Below are 17,824 nucleotides of genomic sequence, written 5' to 3'. Positions count from 1 at the left end.
AGCGGCCCGCGCAGCAAGGGCACGGGCATCGAAATTCAAGCGGCCTGCCGCGCGCGCGGCTTGAGCCGGACGTAGAGGGTCTTCTGCACCCGCGCCACCAGGGTGCCTTCGCCGTCACGCACTTCAGCATGCAGGCGCGGCAGGTACTTCTCACCCCCAGCGGTCTGCGCGCGGATTTCGTCGAGCAGGTGCTGGTCGATGCGGAACTCGGCGTACACCGGCCCCTTGCCGGGGCTGACGAATTCGATGTTGGCAGCCTTGTCCCAGACGATGTACTCGCGCCCCAGGTTCTCCATCAGCATCAGCATGAAGAAGGGGTCAGTCATGCTGTACAGGCTGCCGCCGAACTGGGTTCCAACGTAATTGCGGTTGAACAGGTTCAGGCCCATCTTCACCCGCACCTCGCGAAAGTCCGCGCTGATATGGCGCACCCGCACCCCGGCGCCGAGATACGGCGGGTAAAGGTTCAGGCCGAAACGCAGCAGACGGGCGCGGCGGGCGCTTTTGCGAGAATCCATCGAATCAGACCGGCCGGGCGCCCAGGCCCATGGCCTGGCGGGCGAACCAGCGTTTGGCCGGCGGCAGCAAGTCAAGGCCGAGCAGGCCGATGTTGCGGCCGGTGGCCAGCAACGGCTGGTCGTTGGAGAACAGGCGGGTGACGCGGTCGGAGAAGCCGACGGTCATCTGCTGGTCGAGACGCTGGCCGTCCAGGTAACGCTGCAGTACGGAGAAATCGCCCGGCGCAGCGTCTTCCTGCAGCAGGCGGTCGCCCAGTGCCTTGGCATCGCGCAGCGACAGGTTGAAACCCTGCCCGGCAATGGGATGCAAGCTGTGGGCTGCGTTGCCCAGCACCACGAGGTGCGGGCGAATCTGTTCGTCGGCCTCGGTCAGGCTCAGCGGGTAGCCATGGCGCACGCCAACCTGGCGCAGGGTGCCCAGGCGGTAGCCGAAGGCGTCCTGCAATTCGACGAGAAAGGCCGCGTCGGGTAGCTCGCGCAGGCGCTCGGCGTCACGGCCATTGCGGGTCCAGACCAGCGCGCAGCGGTTTTCCGGCAGCGGCAGCAGGGCCAGCGGGCCGTTTTCGGTGAAGCGTTCGAAGGCTTGGCCACGATGGGCCTCGGACGGGCTGACGTTGGCGATCAGCGCGGTCTGCCCATAGGACGAGGAACGCACGTTGATGCCCAGTTGCTCGCGCAGGCCGGAACGGCCGCCATCGGCCAGCACGGCGAGGTCGCAATCCAGCTGCGAGTCGTCGTCCAGGGTCAGGCGGTAGCCATCGCTCAGGGCGTCCATCCGGCGTACTTCGGCCGGGCAGCGCCAGCTCACCACTTCCGGGTCCAGCGCATGCCACAGGCATTGGCCGAGCCAGGCGTTCTCGACCACGTAGCCCAGCGCCGGAACGCCCTCTTCCACCGCGGTCAGGCGCGCGGCGCCGAAGCGGCCGCGGTCGGACACATGGATCTGGGTGATGGGCTCGGCACGCTGAGCGATCTGCTGCCAGAGCCCCAGGCGCTCGTAGACCTGCCGGCTGCCGAAGGACAGCGCCGAGGAGCGCGCGTCATAGCTCGGCTGGTAGGCGTCGCCAGGGGCGAAGGGCTCGACCAGCACGATCTGCCAGCCGCGCACGCGGGCGCCGGCCTGGAGAATCAGCGCAAGGCTCGCGCCGACGAGTCCGCCACCGATGATGGCCAGTTGCGTACGTTGCATGTCAGGCGGCCTGGGCCTTGGCTTCGGCCATCAGCGCTTCGATCTCGGCAACGGTTTTCGGCACGCCGTTGGTCAGCACTTCGCAGCCGGTCTTGGTCACCACCACGTCGTCCTCGATGCGCACGCCGATGCCGCGCCACTTCTTCGGCACGTCGGTGTTGTCCGGGGCGATGTAGATACCCGGTTCGACGGTCATCGCCATGCCCGGTTCGAGCACGCGCCATTCGCCGCCGACGCGGTATTCGCCGACGTCGTGCACGTCCATGCCCAGCCAATGGCCGGCACGGTGCATGTAGAAGGCCTTGTAGGCTTCGCGCTCGATCAGCTCGTCGACGTCGCCCTTGAGCAGGCCCAGTTCCACCAGTCCGGCGGTGATGACCCGCACGGTGGCCTCGTGGGCTTCGTTCCAGTGGCGGCCGGGGGCGATGTAGTCGAACGCGGCCATGTTCGCGTCCAGCACCAGTTGGTAGATGGCCTTCTGCTCGGGACTGAACACGCCGCTGGCGGGGAAGGTGCGGGTGATGTCGCTGGCGTAGCAGTCGATCTCGCACCCGGCGTCGATCAGGATCAGGTCGCCATCCTTGATCTGTGCGTCGTTCTCCCGGTAATGCAGGATGCAGGCGTTGCGGCCGGCGGCGACGATGGAGCCGTAGGCCGGCATCTTCGCGCCGCCCAGGCGGAAGGCGTATTCCAGCTCGGCTTCCAGGTGGTACTCGTAAAGTCCCGGACGGCAGGCCTGCATGGCGCGGATATGGGCGCCGGCGGAGACTTCCGCGGCGTAGCGCATCACCTTCACCTCACCGGCGCTCTTGTACAGGCGCTGGTCGTGCAGCAGGTGGTCGAGGGCGACGAACTCGTTCGGCGGCTGCGCACCCTGGCGCGCCTTGGAGCGGATCACGTTGATCCAGTCCATCAGACGACGGTCGAACTCCTGGTTGGCGCCCAGCGCGTAATACACGCGGTCGCGGCCTTCGATCAGGCCCGGCAGGATGTCGTCGATATCGCCGATGGGGAAGGCATCGTCGGCGCCGAAGGTGCCGATGGCACCGTCCTGGCCAGCGCGCAGGCCATCCCAGAGTTCACGCTCCGGATCGCGCTCGCGGCAGAACAGCACGTACTCGCCGTGCTCGCGACCGGGAATCAGCGCCAGCACCGCTTCCGGCTCGGGGAAGCCGGTGAGGTACTGGAAGTCGCTGTCCTGGCGGTAGACGTGCTCGACGTCGCGGTTGCGGATGTACATCGGCGCCGCCGGGAGAATGGCGATGCTGTTGGGTTCCATCTGCGCCATCAGCGCCTTGCGACGACGGGCGTATTCCGACTTGGCGATACGGATCATGCGCGACCTCAATGCAGGGAGGGTTTCTCGGCCGGTGCCGGCACCTTGCCGAATTCGGAGAACAGCAGCAGCGGGGCCACGCGCAGGTATTCCTGCACTTCCATGTAGTCGGCCTCGCCATCTTCGGATTCTTCCAGCTGGCCGCCGACCTGGGCGATGGCGGCGATGTCCTGCAGCACTTCGTCGGCTTCGTCCGACAGGCTGGGGGCACGCAGCGCCAGGCCGAAGCCCGCGAGGAAGCCCTGGCACCACTGGCCCAGGGCCACGGCGCGCTCGGCCAGCGGCGCGTCGTCGTTGGGCAGCATCAGCACCACGGCCATCTCGCCCTGGCTGAAGTCCTGCTGGACCATGCCCAGCAGGCCGCCGAGGGCCGCGCTCAGGCGTTCGCCCGGCTCGCCCCCGAGCAGGTCGCTGGCGGCCTGCAGCCATTCTGCCTGGTCGAAGCCACTGCCGGCGCAGACGCGACCGAGCAGGTGGCCGTGCAGTTCGGCAGGGGAAATGGGCAGGGCAGCCTCGGCAAGCAGGGCGGCGAAAGCGGTGTAGGCGGAGCTGGAAGTGGACATGATCGAACCCGGGTGACGGCTAGGCGCCATCAGGCGCCGCGCATAGAATAGGGTCCGTTATCCTAGCACCGGCGCACACCGCAAGACCATGTGACGACTCGTCGGGCCGCCGTGCGTTGACCCACCCCCACGGCAGTCCTATATAGTTCTCGATTACTTAAGCAACTCCCAAGCGAGAGCCCATGGAAGACGCCGACCTGCACGCGCTGATCGCCAAGTTCGACCTGCTGCTCCAGCGCCTGGAACAGCTCAAGGCCGAGAACCGGCTGCTGCGGGCGAACGAGAAAAGCTGGCGGGAAGAACGCGCCCATCTGATCGAGAAGAACGATTTGGCTCGGCAGAAGGTCGAAGCGATGATTTTGCGTCTTAAAGCCCTGGAGCAGGACTCATGAGCCAGTCGAATACCCTGAACGTCCAAATCCTCGACAAGGAGTACTGCATCGCCTGCCCTCCGGACGAGCGCGTCAACCTGGAAAGCGCCGCGCGCTATCTGGACAGCAAGATGCGCGAGATCCGCTCCAGCGGCAAGGTGATCGGTGCCGACCGCGTCGCGGTGATGGCCGCCCTGAACATCACCCACGACCTGCTGCACAAGCAGGAGCGCGTCGAGCAGGACAGCGGTTCCACCCGCGAGCGCGTGCGTGAACTGCTCGAACGCGTGGACCGTGCACTGACGACCGAACCCCTTACCACCGATAAAGAGCAGGGTGAAGTCTGACCCCGGAAATTTCCTTGGGGTATAATCCGTCTCGCTCCCTGGTGTGTTGGCCAGTCGGTGATGTCCCTGAGCCGATAATTGCAACAACGGGGGTTGCCAGTTGGGCTGGTGTGCATGTCCGCACGACGGAAAGCCTTAAAGCCTACTGCAACCACCACCTTGAACTCTCGGGTTCAAGGGCTAACCCGACAGCGGCATGTCCGGGGAGCTTTACCCTTCCATGATCCATTCTGATGGTCTTTCCCGCCCTGCCCTGCGCCGCCAGCTGCGCCAGGCCAGACGCGCACTCACGCCCCTTCAGCAACGCCTCGCCGCCCAGGCCCTGTACCGCCAGCTTGCGCAACATCCGCTGTTTCGCCGGGCCAAGCACATTGCGTTGTATCTGCCGGCTGACGGCGAGATCGACCCGCGTCCCCTGATGAAGGCTGCGCAGCAGCATGGCAAGGCGACCTACCTGCCAGTGCTCTCGGACTGGCCACGCACGCACATGACCTTCCAGCAGGTCGGCATTGGTGAGCGCTGGGTACGCAATCGCTTCGACATCGCCGAACCGCAGGCCGACCGCCGGCGCCAACGCCCGGCCTGGGCGCTGGACCTGCTGTTGCTGCCACTGGTGGGCTTCGATCCGCAAGGCGGCCGGCTGGGCATGGGCAAGGGGTTCTACGACCGGACCCTGGCCTACCTGGGAATGCGCAAAAATTGGCAGAAACCGACGCTTTTGGGCCTGGCGCATGAATGCCAGAAGGTCGATAAGCTGGAGCTGGCGAGCTGGGATGTGCCGCTGATGGGCATTGTGACGGATGGCGGCTGGTATGGCCGTCTCGCTACGGCATCGCGGTCCTTGCGATAGCCGTCTCGATAGCGCCCCGGCGAATCAGGGCTGCTGGGTGACCTTCACCGGGGCGTTGCCCTGGCGTTGTTCCCACAGGCTCTGGGTGTAACCGGTCGTGACGACACCCAGACCGAAAAGTATTACCAACACCCACAAAAGATCAGGCTTGCGCTTCATCGATTGCCTCCCCCTTCCAGGCAATTGTTCATGACGGCCGGCGGTGGTTTTTGGTCCGTCCGGCAGGCCAAGCTAAAAACGGCGGCATTTTCCGACAATGCAGGGCGTCTCGCAATTCTGGCGCCAACCGGTCGTCGGAGGATCGGCCACCCCCGAAACTCCCGGCACTTTCAGGCAATGTTCATGCCGATATTCCTACATATTCGTCCTACATTTTGTTTCCGGCGAGCCGGCAGCTTGTCGCAGGGAAACACCTATCTTTAATAAAAAGCGATCACGACCCGCCACGCACAAGGAGACCCTCGCGGATGGCACGCGCTTACTGGCTGATGAAATCCGAGCCCGACGAACTTTCGATCCACGACCTCCAGCGCCTGAAGTCCGCGCGCTGGGACGGGGTGCGCAACTACCAGGCACGCAACTTCATGCGCAGCATGCAGCCGGGCGATCTGTTCTTCTTCTACCACTCCAGTTGCCCGGAGCCGGGCATTGCCGGCATTGCTGAGATTCAAGGAGAGGCCTACCCGGACCCGACCGCACTGGACCCGAAAAGCCACTACCACGACCCCAAGGCCAGCGAGCAGAAGAATCCGTGGACAGCTCGCGACGTAGGCTTTGTCGAGGCCTTCGCGTCGGTCTTGCCACTGGGCACCCTGAAAGCCCAGGCGGGACTGGAAGAAATGCCCCTGGTGCAGAAGGGCAGCCGCCTGTCGGTGATGCCGGTCACCGCCGAACAGTGGGCGATCGTCGTCGGCCTGGCGCGCAAGTAGAGGCATTGTGCTATTAGGTTACTGAAGCCCCCGGAATTCGCCGTATGCGCCGCCTTCAGTCCTCTCTCGCTACCTATCTCGGGCTTGGCGGTCTGCTCTGCGTGCTCCTGCTCGCCAGCGCCTGGCTGGGCAAGGAGTTGGCGAGCAGCGAACGCCAACGCGTGCAGGAGCGCCTGGTCTACCAGGGGCGCAGCCTGGCGCACCAGCTGGAAGCCAACCTTCACGAGCAGGTCCAAGGCCTGGACCTGCTTGCCCAACTGTGGACCCACCACGGCCGCATGCCCCGTGCCGAATGGGAGTTGGATGCACGCTTCTACGTGCGCAGCTTCCCCGGCTACCAGTCGATTCAGTGGTCAGGGCCGGACCTGCGCATCCGCTGGCTGGAACCCTTGCAAGGCAACGAGGCGGCGCTGGGCTTCCACCTCACCGACCGTCACCCCAACTACGAAACCGCCATCGCTGCCCGCAACAGCGGCAAGCCGCGCCTGAGCGACAGTGTGGAGCTGCTCCAGGGCGGCCGCGGCTTCGTACTGTATACACCGGTATTCATCCGTGGCGCGGACAATGAGCTGCAATTCGACGGGTTCATGCAGGGTGTATTTCGCGTCGGCAACCTCATGGACAACCTGCTGCAACAACTCGACAACCAGCTTTTTTCCGTCCGTCTGCTGGAGCATGGCCGCCCGCTCTACGTGCGCGAGCAGCCCGACAGCGATGCCGAGCAGACCCTGCGCGTACCGCTGCGCCTGCTCAACAACCGCAGCTTCGAACTGGAACTCAGCCCGACGGCGCAACTGGTCAGGTCACTGTCCTCGCCGTTGCCGCTGGTGGTTTTTGGCGGCGGCGTCGCGATCAGCCTCCTGCTGGTGGCAGCGCTGTTCCTCGCTCGAGAGAACGCCCGCCGCGCCACCGCCCTGAGCGCCAGCAACCAGCTGCTCAACCAGGAGGCGGAACAGCGCCAGTCCGTCGAGGCCACCCTGCACGAGAGCCGCGAACGCCTGCAGCTGGCGCTGGACCTCACCGACTCCAGTCGCGACGCGCTATTCATCTTCGATCTGCAGCACCGCGAGCTGCTGCACATGAACCGCGCTACCTACAATGCTCTGGGCTACAGCGCCGATGAGTTCCGCCACCTGCTGCGCGATGACCCCGAACGGCTGATCCCCGGTTTCCACGCCTGGATCCAGCTGGTACAGCAGGCACACCGACTGAATCTGTCGATGATCTTCCAGCGCGAGATGCAGCGCCGCGACGGCAGCCTGCAGCCGGCGGAGATCAATACCCAGCTGATCCACCAGGGCGACCGCGACTACCTGATCGCCGTGGCCCGCGATAACAGCGAGCGCCTGCAGCTCGAGGCACAGTTGCAGAAGCTGTCACAGCAGGACGGGCTGACCGGGTTGTACAACCGCCGCTACTTCGACCGTCAGTTGCAGAGCGAATGGCGCCGCCTGCGCCGGGCCGATGCGCCGCTGGCGGTGCTGATGCTCGACGTTGACCACTTCAAGCGCTTCAACGACTGCCTCGGCCACCTGGCCGGCGACGACGCATTGCGGCGCCTCGCCAGTTGCCTGCAGGAATGTTTGCAGCGCGAGGGCGACGTGGCCTGCCGTTACGGCGGCGAGGAGTTCGTCATCATTCTTACCGACACCGGCCTGGAAGGCGCCAGCCACGTCGCTGCGCGCATTCATCGGCGGGTCGCCGAGATGGGCATCGCACACCCCGCCGCAGAGCTGGGGCGACTGACGATGAGTATCGGCCTGGCCATCGCCACGCCGGGGCAGGACACCGAGCCGGACCAGTTGATCGCGCAGGCCGACCAGGCGTTGTATGCGGCCAAGCACAAGGGGCGGAATCAGACGTGCGTTTGGCCGCTGGAAGAGCCCCTCGCCCTGCCCCTCTCGCTCAGGGAGAGGGGACCGTTCGGCGCAGGATGACCCCTTTGCATCAGCCGCAGCGTACGGCTGCCTCTCCCTGAGGGAGACCAGCCGCTACAGAGAAAGCCGGCTCTGTGACTCCGTCAGGCCATCTGCCCGATGGTCCGGCGGAAGCGCCACAAGGCGCCCGCGAAGAACGCCGCGCCGATACCGACGATGGCCAGCAGCTGTGGCCAGACGATGGACAGGTCGGCCCCACGATAAAGAATCGCCTGGGCCAGACTGACGAAGTGCGTGGTCGGCGCCGCCAGCATGATGGTTTGCACCAGCTCCGGCATGCTCTCGCGTGGCGTGGTGCCGCCGGAGAGGATCTGCAACGGCATCAGGGTGAGGATCACCAGCAACCCCAGCTGCGGCATCGAGCGAGCCACGGTGCCAAGGAAGATGCCCATGGACGTGGTGGCGAACAGGTGCAACGCCGCGCCCAGCAGGAACAGTCCCACCGAACCGCTGATCGGCACGTCCAGCCAGCCACGCACCACCAGTTGCAGCGAAATGGCCGCCGCCACCAGCACCACGGTACCCATGGACCAGACCTTGGCCATCATGATCTCGAAGGCGGTCAGCGGCATCACCAGCAGGTGTTCCACCGTGCCGTGCTCGCGTTCGCGGATCAATGCCGCGCCGGTGAGGATGATCGACAGCATGGTGATCTGGTTGATCACCTCCATCACCGCGCCGAACCAGGCCTGGGTCAGGTTCGGGTTGAACTCCATGCGCACCGCCAGCTCCGCCGGCATCGCTGCCTCGGCGCGGTAGCGGCTGACGAATTCGCGCACCTCGGTACCGACGATGTTCTGGATGTAGCCGGCGCCCGAGAAGGCCTGGCCGGTCTGCGTCGCATCGACGTTGACCTGGATCGCCGGCTGCCGCCCGGCCAGCACGTCACGCTGGAAGTCCGGCGGGATGTCCAGGGTGAAGGTGTACAGGCCGACGTCCATGCCCCGGTCCATCTCCGCGTGGCCGATCATCTCCGGCGTGCGGAAATACGGCGGCTGGAAGGCGTTGACGATGCGCGAGGAGAGCTGCGACTGGTCCTCGTCGACGATGGCGATGGGCGCATGGTGCAAGGTTTCCGGTACGCCGGTCGCGGAGCTGTAGACGCCCAGGGTGAAGGCCCAGGCAATCAGGATCAGCATCGCGTAGTCGCGGCCCAGGCTGCGGAATTCCTTGATACCGAGATTGAAGATGTTCGACAGCTTCTTCATGGCTCAGTCCTCCTGCTTCTTCAGGCAGGCCACGCTGAGTAGCGTCAGCACCACGATCATCGCTGCCAGCGGCAGGTAGTAGACCCACAGATCGGGGAAGCCCAGTGCCTTGGAGAAGGCCCCCCGGCTGATGATGAGGAAGTGCGAGGTCGGATAAAGCTGGCCAACAAAGGCCGCCGCGCCTTCCAGCGACGACACCGGGTGGATCAGCCCGGAGAACTGGATCGCCGGGATCATGGTGGCGATGGCCGTACCGAACACCGCGGCGATCTGACTCTTCATGAAGGTCGAAAGCAGCAGCCCCAGCCCCGTGCTGGTCACCACGTAGAGGAACGCGCCGACCAGCAGTGCGAGGAAGCTGCCCTTGAGCGGCACCTGGAACAGCAGCACGGCCATCGCCAGCATCAGCACGAAGTTGATCATGCCCATGCCGATGTAGGGCAGCTGCTTGCCCAGCAGGAACTCCAGGCGCGTGACCGGCGTGACATAGAGGTTGGTGATCGAGCCCAGCTCCTTCTCGCGCACCACGCCCAGGGCGGTGAGCATCGCCGGGATCATGATCAGCAGCAGCGGGATCACCGCCGGCACCATGGCTTTCAGGCTCTCCACGTCCGGGTTGTAGCGGTAGCGCACCTCGGTGCTGGCCGCCGCACCGGTAGAAGCAGCGTTGCCGTTTTGCCTGTCGGCGAGGTAACTGGCATGCAGCCCCTGTACGTAGCCGAGCACAGTGTTGGCGCGGGTCGGCATGGCGCCGTCGATCCACACGCCGATGGCCGGGTCGGCGCCACGCTTGAGGTCGCGGCCGAAGTTCGGCGGGATCTCCACCGCCAGGCTGATGTCGCCGCTGCGCAAGCGCCGCTCCAGATCGTCCGGGTCCTGGATCGCCTGCTTCTCGATGAAGTAGCGCGAGCCGGCGATGTTCAGCGCGTAGGCCTGGCTGGTGGTGGTCTGGTCGCGGTCGAGCACCGCGTAGGTGAGATCCTCGACGTCCATGTTGATGCCGTAGCCGATGATGAACATCAGCAGCGCCGTGCCGACCAGCGCCAGGGTCAGGCGGATCGGGTCGCGGCGCAGCTCCATGGCCTCGCGCCGCGCATAGCTGAACAAGCGCAGCCAGCTGAACCGATCGCTACCCTTGTAGCGCGTGGATTCAGTGGCCGGCTCTGGAGCAGGTGCCGTTTCCGGCACTGGCGCGCTGCCGGCGGCTTCTTCCAGATAAGCGATGAAGGTGGCTTCCAACGTGGGCAGGCCGCGCTTGTCGATCAACCCCTGCGGGGTRTCGCTGTCGAGCACCTTGCCGGCGTGCATCAGCGAGATGCGGTCGCAGCGCTCGGCCTCGTTCATGAAGTGGGTGGAAATGAAGATGGTCACGCCATCGTTGCGCGACAGCTCCACCATCAGCTCCCAGAAGCCGTCGCGGGCCACCGGGTCGACACCCGAGGTGGGCTCGTCGAGGATCAGGATTTCCGGCTTGTGGATCACCGCCACGGCCAGCGACAGGCGCTGGCGGATGCCCAGCGGCAGGCTGTCGGGCAGTTCGTTGCGGACCTTGCCGAGGTCGAAGCGCTGGAGCATTTCCTCGACGCGCGGGCCGATCTCGTCGGCCGGAAGGTGGAAGAGTTTCGCGTGCAGTTCGAGGTTCTGCAGCACCGTCAGCTCGGCGTACAGCGAGAACGCCTGGGACATGTAGCCCACACGGCGGCGAGTCTCCATATCGTTGGCGTTGACCGGCTGGCCGAACAGCGCGCAGGTGCCTTCGCTGGCCGGCAACAGGCCGGTAAGCATCTTCATGGTGGTGGACTTGCCACAGCCGTTGGAACCGAGGAAGCCGAAGATTTCCCCACGCTCGATGCGGAAGCTCACATGGTCCACCGCGACGAAATCGCCGAAGCGACAGGTCAGCCCCTCGGCTTCGATGGCGATCTGCGCTGCACCGTCATTCTGCGGACGCGGGGGAATCACCAGCTTGTGGTGGCCGGCTCGCTTGCTCTCGGGCAGCAGCGCAATGAACGCCTCCTCGAGGTTCTGCGTCGATGTCTGCTCGCGCAATTCGGCGGGCGTCCCGGTGGCGAGCACCTTGCCCTCGTCCATCGCCACCAGCCAGTCGAAGCGCTCGGCCTCCTCCATGTAGGCGGTGGCCACCAGCACGCTCATGCCTTCGCGACCGGCGCGGATACGGCCGATCAATTCCCAGAACTGGTTGCGCGACAACGGGTCGACACCGGTGGTGGGTTCGTCGAGGATCAGCAGGTCGGGGTCATGGATCAGCGCGCAGCACAGCCCGAGCTTCTGCTTCATGCCACCGGACAGCTTGCCCGCCGGCCGCTCGGCGAAAGGCGCCAGCCCGGTGCTCTGCAACAGATCGGCGATGCGCCGCTCGCGCTCGGCCTTGTCGTGGCCGAACAGGCGACCGAAGAAATCGACGTTTTCGAACACCGAGAGCGTCGGGTAGAGGTTCTTGCCCAGGCCTTGCGGCATGTAGGCGATGCGCGGGCACACGGCGCGGCGATGGCGCACATCGCGCATGTCGCCGCCGAGCACCTGGATCTCGCCGTCCTGCATCTTCCGCGCGCCGGCCAGCAGCGCCAGCAGGCTGGACTTGCCGACGCCATCCGGGCCGATCAGGCCGACCATGCGGTTGGCCGGGATTGCCAGGCTGACGTCGTCCACCGCGCGGGTCTCGCCGTAGCGCAGCGAGACGCCGGTGAGATGCGCCACGCAGCCGGCGCCGCTCATTGCGGGACCTTGATCTGCAGGTCAGCCGGCCATTCCACCTGCGGGTCGAGGCGCAGATAGGCCATGCCCGGCACGCCGGTCTTCACGTAGGTGATGTACTTCTCCAGCAGGCCCGGATCGAGGCGCGCCTTGACGCGGAACATCAGCTTCTCGCGCTCGTTGGCAGTCTCCACGGTCTTGGGCGTGAACTGCGCGACGCTGGCGACGTAGGACACCTTGGCTGGGATCACGTACTCCGGCACCGCATCGATCACCAGGTGCACTTCCTGTCCCAGCTCGACCTTGCCGGCCTGGCCGGACGGCAGGAAGAAGGTCATGTAGACATCGGCCAGGTCGACCATGTTGAGCAGCTTGCCGCCGGCCGGCAGGACCTCGCCCGGCTGCGCCACGCGGTACTGCACGCGGCCGTTGCGCGGGGCCTTGAGGTCGCTGTCGTCGATGTCGGCCTGCAGGCGCACGGTGCTAGCAGTGGCGGCCTCGATGGCCGACTGCGCCTCGATTACCTGGGAGCTGGCAGCAGCGATGCTGGCCTGAGCCGAGATGACCTGGGAGCGCGAAGCGGCCAGCGCCGCCTGGGAGCTCTGCAGGGCAGCGCGGTCATCGTCGAGTTGCTGTTGCGGCAGGGCGTTGCGCTTGACCAGCTGCTCGGTGCGGGTGAAGCGCTTCTGCGCAGCGGTGAGCTCGGCCTGGCGCTGGGCGACCATGGCTTCGGCGGTGGCCTTCTCGCTGTGCCGCTGGGCCACCAGGGACTCGGCGGTGAGCTTGGCGTTCTGCGCCCGCCGCACCTCGGCCTCGGCCTGTGCCAGCTGGGCCTTGAGCACCTGGGTATCCATGCGCGCGACGACCTGGCCGGTCTTCACGAAGTCGCCTTCGTCCACGAGGATTTCCGCCACCCGCCCGGCGAGCTTGGTCGCGACGTCCACCTCGGTGGCCTCGATGCGTCCGTTGCCGCTGGCAAAACCTTGGCCCAGCCCGGTCGGCTTGAACGTCTGCCAGGCCAGCGCGGCGAGCACGGCCGCCACCAGCACCGCGAGACCGCGGGTGCGCCAGCTTTTTGCGTTTCCTGTCATCCGATTTCCCCTTGTCCAGGCGCTCGAATTCGAGCGAATCATGAGGGGATGTTCGGCGACCGGCGGCAAATGGGGTTTGATTCAGGTCAGGCACGCAGAGGAAATTTCCTATGCGCCTTGCACGGCGGGACTTTCAGACCGGCATTGCGGCGAGTGGCCGCAGCCGGAAAACGGAAGCGCCTGCGGTGCGCAGATGAGTTGCGCTCATGCAGACGCCCCTGGAAGCGCTCAGGGCTGGACGATCAGATTGTTGAACAGCAGGTCGTCGACCAGTGGCTTGCCCTCTTCCTGCTGCAGCACGGTCTGCACCTGTTTCAACGCTTCCTGACGCAGTTTTTCCTTGCCGTCGACGCTGCCGAGGGATTCATCCGTTTGCTGGGCAAACAGCATCACCAGTTGGTTGCGGATCAGCGGCTCGTGGTGCTCGACCTTCTCCGACGCTTCCTTGCCGATGACCTTCAGGGCGATGTCGGCCTTGAAGTACTTCAGCCGCGGACCGCTGCCGTAGTTACCCACCAGGGCCGGCGTCAGGTCGACGAAGACCGGCTTGTTGGCGTCTTCCGGCTTGGCCTCTTCGGACTCGGAGGCGATGACGAAGGGGCTGAAGGAAAGGACCAGCAACAGGGCGAGGAAAGCTCTCAAGGCGATGTCTCCGGATTCGATGGGCAAAGGATAGCCACAGTCGCGCCGCCGCCCAAGCTATATCGGGGCATAAGCCCAGACCATGGTGATTTGCCCCCTGCCACTGCACTCCTACACTGCCCCACTCGGAAACAAGAACCCGCCAACGGAGTACTTCGAATGAAAGCCGTGCTGTGCAAAGCCTTCGGCCCCGCCGAAACCCTGGTGCTGGAAGACATCGCCAGCCCCGAGCCGAAGAAGAACGAAGTCCTGCTGCAGGTGCATGCCGCCGGGGTTAACTTCCCCGATACGCTGATCATCGAGGGCAAATACCAGTTCAAACCGCCCTTCCCGTTCTCCCCGGGTGGCGAGGCTGCCGGCGTAGTCGGCGCAGTCGGCGAGAAAGTCACCCATGTGAAGCCCGGCGACCGCGTGATGGCGCTGACCGGCTGGGGCAGCTTCGCCGAGGAAGTCGCGGTGCCCGGCTACAGCGTGATGCCGATTCCCGACGGCATGGACTTCGCCAGCGCCGCTGCCTTCGGCATGACCTACGGCACCTCCATGCACGCACTCAAGCAACGCGCCAACCTGCAGCCGGGCGAGACCCTGCTGGTGCTCGGCGCCTCCGGTGGCGTGGGCCTGGCTGCCGTGGAAATCGGCAAGGCGATGGGCGCCAAGGTAATCGCCGCCGCCAGCAGCGAAGCCAAGCTGGAAGTGGCCAAGGCCGCCGGTGCCGACGTGCTGATCAACTACAGCGAAGGCAGCCTGAAGGACAAGCTCAAGGAAATCACCGGCGGCCAGGGCGTGGACGTGATCTACGACCCGGTCGGCGGCGACCTGTTCGAGGAAGCCTTCCGCTCCATCGCCTGGAACGGCCGCATGCTGGTGGTCGGCTTCGCCAGCGGCACCATTCCGTCGCTGCCGGCCAACCTTACCCTGCTCAAAGGCGCGTCCCTGGTCGGCGTGTTCTGGGGCTCCTTCGCCCAGCGCCAGCCGCAGGACAACGCGGCGAACTTCCAGCAGCTGTTCGCCTGGTTCGCCGAAGGCAGGATCAAGCCGCTGGTGTCGCAGACCTACCCGCTGGACAAGGCTGCCGATGCCATCAATCACCTGGGCCAGCGCAAGGCCGTGGGCAAGGTGGTGGTGACCGTTCGCTGATCGCTGCCCGCGACATGAAAAAGCCCCGCATCAGCGGGGCTTTTTCACGTCGGAGCAAAACCTGTAGGAGCGTGCCATGCGCGCGATCGCGGGCGCAGCCCGCTCCTACAGGGAGACTCCGGGTTCAGGAATACAGCGCCTTGAACTGCTCGCGCAGTACGTTCTTCTGCACCTTGCCCATCACATTGCGCGGCAGCGCATCGACCACCATCACCCGCTTGGGCTGCTTGAAGCGCGCCAGCTTGCCATCCAGCGCGGCGAGTACCTGGGCCTCGCTCGGCGCCTGGCTCTGGGTGGCCACCAGTACGGCGGTGACGCCCTCGCCGAAGTCCGGGTGCGGCACGCCGATCACCGCCGACTCGACCACGCCCGGCAGGGTGTCGAGGATTTCCTCCAGCTCCTTGGGATAAACGTTGAAGCCGCCGCTGATGATCATGTCCTTGTTGCGGCCGACGATCTGCACATAGCCCTTGTCGTCGATGAAACCGATATCGCCGGTCATGAAGTAGCCGTCTGCGCGCAGCTCCTCGGCGGTCTTCTCCGGCATGCGCCAGTAGCCCTGGAACACGTTCGGCCCACGCACCTCGATCATCCCCGGCTCACCCTGGGGCAGCGGGGCCGGCTCGGACTGCGAAGGATCGGTGATGCGCAGCTCGACGCCCGGCAGCGGGAAGCCGACGGTGCCGGCGATGCGCTCGCCATCCAGCGGGTTGGAGGTGTTCATGCCCGTCTCGGTCATGCCGTAGCGCTCGAGGATCGCCATGCCGGTGCGCTCGGAGAACGCCTTGTGGGTCTCGGCGGTGAGCGGCGCGGAGCCGGAAATGAACAGGCGCATGTGCGCCACCGCCTCGCGGGTCAGGCCGGGCTGGTCGAGCAGGCGGGTGTAGAAAGTCGGAACACCCATCAGCAGGTTCACCTGGGGCAGCAGGCGGAGCATCTGCGCGGCGTCGAACTTGCTGAGGAAGAGCATCGAACCGCCCGCCATCAGCAGGCTGTTGCAGGCCACAAAGAGGCCGTGGATATGGAAGATCGGCAGGGCATGGAGCAGCCAGTCCTCGCCGGTAATCTGCCAGGCATCCACCAGTGCGCGGGCGTTGGAGACGAGGTTGCCGTGGCTGATCATCGCCCCCTTGGAACGCCCGGTGGTGCCGGAGGTATAGAGGATCGCGGCGAGGTCGCTGGAGGCGCGCGGCACGTCGACGAAGCGCCCCGGCTTGCCATGCACGGCGTCCATCAGCGAGCCGTCGACCTGGTCGCCCAGGGTCGCCACACGAGCCACACCGCTGGCTTCGGCCAGTTCGCGGGCCTGGGCTTCAAAGGCCGGCGCGCAGACGAACAGCGAAGGCTCAGCGTCGTCGAGGAAGTAGCGCAGCTCGTCGCCGGTGTAGCCGCTGTTGAGCGGCAGGTAGACCGCGCCGACGCGCAGTACGGCGAGGTAGAGCATCACCGTCTCGGGGCTCTTGTCGACCTGCACGGCCACGCGGTCGCCCGGCTGCACGCCGAGTTCCACCAGCGCATGGGCGAACTGCGAAGTGCTGCGCAGCATGTCGGCATAGCTGTAGCCGCCACCCAATGGGGTGCGGATGAAGGGCTTGGACAGGTCGCTGGGCAGGTGTTTGCCGACTTCGGCGAAAAGACTCTGGTTCATGGTGAGGTCCTAGCGTTTTGTTTTCGCCGACAGCGTCGCGAGCTTGCGCACCTCGGGTGAGGCCGCGACCGCGCCCTGGTTGGCGTAGGCTTCGTGGTTCTTTTCGATCTGGCGCAGTTCGTAGCGGTAATTGACCATCAGCCCGGCTGCCTGGCGCAGGCCGCTGGCGGAGAGGTCGCCACGCCAGTTCAGGCGCTCCAGGCGGGCACCGTTGCCGAGGTGGAAGCGCGCCACCGGGTCCAGCGGCAGCCCGGCGCCGTTCTTGGCGTGCAGGAAATATTCGGCGGCCAGCGCCAGCAGCGGCTGCTCGGTGCGCGGCGGTGGCGGCGCGTCGGGCTTGAGCGCCTTGAGCAGGTCGGCGGCGGCCGCGCCCAGTTGCGGGTCGTCGCCCAGGCCGTCGAGCCAGCGACGGAAACCGGGTACCGGCGACAGGGTGACGTACTGGCGCAGGCCGGGAATCTCCCTTGCCAGCTCTTCCACCACCTGCTTGATCAGGAAGTTGCCGAAGGAAATGCCGCGCAGGCCGTCCTGGCAGTTGCTGATGGAATAGAACACCGCCGTATCGGGTTCCTCTGCCGGCTGAACGTCTGTCGCCGGCTCGAGAATGTCTGCAATCGCGCCCGGCATCGCGCGGGTCAGCGCCACCTCGACGAAGATCAGCGGTTCTTCCGCCAGCGCCGGGTGGAAGAAGGCGAAGCAGCGGCGGTCGGCCGGCTGCAGGCGGCTGCGCAGGTCGTCCCAGTCCTTGATGGCGTGGACGGCCTCGTACTTGATGATCTTTTCCAGGATCGACGCCGGGGTCGACCAGTCGATGCGCCGCAGCACCAGGAAGCCGCGGTTGAACCAGGACGCCAGCAGGTGTTGCAGGTCGTGGTCCACGGCCGCCAACTCGGGTTTACCCTTGAGTTCCCCCAGCAACCGGCGGCGCATGGCGATCAGCTCGGCGGTGCCGCCCGGCGCCTGGTTGAGGCGGCGGAACAGTTCCTGGCGCGGTGGTTCGCTGGCCTCGAACAGCTGGGTGGTGTTGGCCGACGAAGGATCGTCGAGATAGCGCTGGCAGGCTTCGGCCAGCGCGTCATGAGGCGGCGCGAAGTCCATGAGCAGCGTGTCGAAGAAAGCCTTCTGCTGCTCCTCCGGACAGTCGCGGTAGGCGCACAGCACCTGCCGCGCCAGCGCCACGCCGGAAGCCTCGCCATGGCCGGAGATCAGTTTGCGGCAGGCCTGCGCCAGCGCCTGGGCATTGCCCGGCGCCGGCTCGCGCGACTCCAGCAATTGCCGGCCGCGCTCGCTGATGCTCTGCAGCAGTTCCTGGAAGAAGCTGATGTTCATGCGTCCCCCTCGCT

17 protein-coding genes and 1 other RNA gene are annotated in these 17,824 nt (G+C 65.8%); 7 read left to right on the top strand and 11 right to left on the bottom strand.

Going from position 1 to position 17,824, the window contains the following annotated elements; all coding sequences use genetic code 11:
• Positions 1–35 precede the first annotated feature (35 nt).
• From A9513_RS28840 to A9513_RS28825, 4 genes are read right to left on the bottom strand one after another with little or no spacing between them, the layout of a single operon-like run.
• On the bottom strand, positions 36–518 hold the full coding sequence (locus tag A9513_RS28840; RefSeq protein ID WP_024765741.1) for a DUF4442 domain-containing protein: 483 nt from the start codon (positions 516–518) through the stop codon (positions 36–38).
• Between the two features lie 4 nt (positions 519–522).
• Positions 523–1,707, bottom strand: coding sequence for a 2-octaprenyl-6-methoxyphenyl hydroxylase (gene ubiH, locus A9513_RS28835; RefSeq protein WP_065086216.1), 1,185 nt, complete (start codon positions 1,705–1,707; stop codon positions 523–525).
• Between the two features lies 1 nt (position 1,708).
• Entirely contained in the window at positions 1,709–3,043 is a 1,335-nt protein-coding gene (gene pepP / locus A9513_RS28830) for a Xaa-Pro aminopeptidase (RefSeq protein WP_024765742.1), read from the bottom strand.
• A gap of 8 nt (positions 3,044–3,051) precedes the next feature.
• Positions 3,052–3,606, bottom strand: coding sequence for a UPF0149 family protein (locus A9513_RS28825; RefSeq protein WP_024765743.1), 555 nt, complete (start codon positions 3,604–3,606; stop codon positions 3,052–3,054).
• Between the two features lie 182 nt (positions 3,607–3,788).
• Here A9513_RS28825 and A9513_RS28820 point away from each other — a divergent pair, with 182 nt between their 5' ends.
• The 4 genes from A9513_RS28820 (at position 3,789) to A9513_RS28805 (ending at position 5,174) form a co-directional block, all read left to right on the top strand.
• Entirely contained in the window at positions 3,789–3,998 is a 210-nt protein-coding gene (locus A9513_RS28820; protein WP_017521390.1) for a TIGR02449 family protein, read from the top strand.
• Positions 3,995–4,324, top strand: a complete 330-nt coding sequence (locus A9513_RS28815) for a cell division protein ZapA (protein ID WP_024765744.1) — start codon at positions 3,995–3,997, stop codon at positions 4,322–4,324. The genes A9513_RS28820 and A9513_RS28815 overlap by 4 nt, the downstream gene beginning before the upstream one ends.
• 32 nt (positions 4,325–4,356) lie before the next feature.
• Positions 4,357–4,535: non-coding RNA, 6S RNA (gene ssrS / locus A9513_RS28810), on the top strand.
• Positions 4,536–4,544: 9 nt separating this feature from the next.
• Positions 4,545–5,174 carry a 5-formyltetrahydrofolate cyclo-ligase gene (locus A9513_RS28805; protein WP_065086215.1) on the top strand — a complete coding sequence of 210 codons (630 nt, stop codon included), beginning with the start codon at positions 4,545–4,547 and terminating at the stop codon, positions 5,172–5,174.
• Between the two features lie 24 nt (positions 5,175–5,198).
• On the opposite strand, the gene A9513_RS36665 is transcribed toward A9513_RS28805, so the two are convergent.
• On the bottom strand, positions 5,199–5,333 hold the full coding sequence (locus A9513_RS36665) for a hypothetical protein (protein WP_141678543.1): 135 nt from the start codon (positions 5,331–5,333) through the stop codon (positions 5,199–5,201).
• Positions 5,334–5,641: 308 nt separating this feature from the next.
• Here A9513_RS36665 and A9513_RS28800 point away from each other — a divergent pair, with 308 nt between their 5' ends.
• The gene (locus A9513_RS28800) at positions 5,642–6,103 is read left to right on the top strand and encodes an EVE domain-containing protein (protein WP_037013444.1); all 462 of its coding nucleotides are present in this window, start codon (positions 5,642–5,644) and stop codon (positions 6,101–6,103) included.
• A 44-nt stretch (positions 6,104–6,147) separates the two neighbouring features.
• A complete protein-coding gene (locus A9513_RS28795; RefSeq protein WP_065086214.1) occupies positions 6,148–8,040 on the top strand; it encodes a diguanylate cyclase in 1,893 nt (630 codons plus the stop codon).
• Between the two features lie 83 nt (positions 8,041–8,123).
• Here the strand turns inward: A9513_RS28795 and A9513_RS28790 are convergent, their stop codons facing one another.
• The 4 genes from A9513_RS28790 to A9513_RS28775 all read right to left on the bottom strand — a co-directional run bounded on the left by A9513_RS28790 (position 8,124) and on the right by A9513_RS28775 (position 13,696).
• Positions 8,124–9,248, bottom strand: coding sequence for an ABC transporter permease (locus A9513_RS28790; RefSeq protein WP_024765748.1), 1,125 nt, complete (start codon positions 9,246–9,248; stop codon positions 8,124–8,126).
• Positions 9,249–9,251: 3 nt separating this feature from the next.
• The gene (rbbA, locus tag A9513_RS28785) at positions 9,252–11,984 is read right to left on the bottom strand and encodes a ribosome-associated ATPase/putative transporter RbbA (protein ID WP_065086213.1); all 2,733 of its coding nucleotides are present in this window, start codon (positions 11,982–11,984) and stop codon (positions 9,252–9,254) included.
• Positions 11,981–13,054: an HlyD family secretion protein gene (locus tag A9513_RS28780; RefSeq protein ID WP_024765750.1), complete on the bottom strand. Its 1,074-nt coding sequence runs from the start codon at positions 13,052–13,054 to the stop codon at positions 11,981–11,983. The genes rbbA and A9513_RS28780 overlap by 4 nt, the downstream gene beginning before the upstream one ends.
• 228 nt (positions 13,055–13,282) lie before the next feature.
• Positions 13,283–13,696 (bottom strand): flagellar basal body-associated protein FliL, encoded by a 414-nt coding sequence (locus tag A9513_RS28775; protein ID WP_037013440.1) that lies wholly within the window; start codon positions 13,694–13,696, stop codon positions 13,283–13,285.
• 159 nt (positions 13,697–13,855) lie between these two features.
• Between A9513_RS28775 and A9513_RS28770 the strand changes: the two genes are divergently transcribed.
• Positions 13,856–14,833: an NADPH:quinone oxidoreductase family protein gene (locus tag A9513_RS28770; protein WP_065086212.1), complete on the top strand. Its 978-nt coding sequence runs from the start codon at positions 13,856–13,858 to the stop codon at positions 14,831–14,833.
• Positions 14,834–14,957: 124 nt separating this feature from the next.
• Here A9513_RS28770 and A9513_RS28765 read toward each other — a convergent pair whose 3' ends face one another.
• A complete protein-coding gene (locus A9513_RS28765; protein WP_065086211.1) occupies positions 14,958–16,481 on the bottom strand; it encodes a malonyl-CoA synthase in 1,524 nt (507 codons plus the stop codon).
• Positions 16,482–16,490: 9 nt separating this feature from the next.
• Entirely contained in the window at positions 16,491–17,810 is a 1,320-nt protein-coding gene (locus A9513_RS28760) for a malonyl-CoA decarboxylase (RefSeq protein WP_065086210.1), read from the bottom strand.
• Positions 17,811–17,824: the final 14 nt, after the last annotated feature.

Origin of the sequence: Pseudomonas sp. AU12215, assembly GCF_001675465.2 — a bacterium.
GTDB classification, from domain to species: domain Bacteria; phylum Pseudomonadota; class Gammaproteobacteria; order Pseudomonadales; family Pseudomonadaceae; genus Pseudomonas; species Pseudomonas nitroreducens.
The sequence above is the reverse complement of the archived record's forward strand: the minus strand, read 5'-3'. Positions and strand labels throughout refer to the sequence as shown.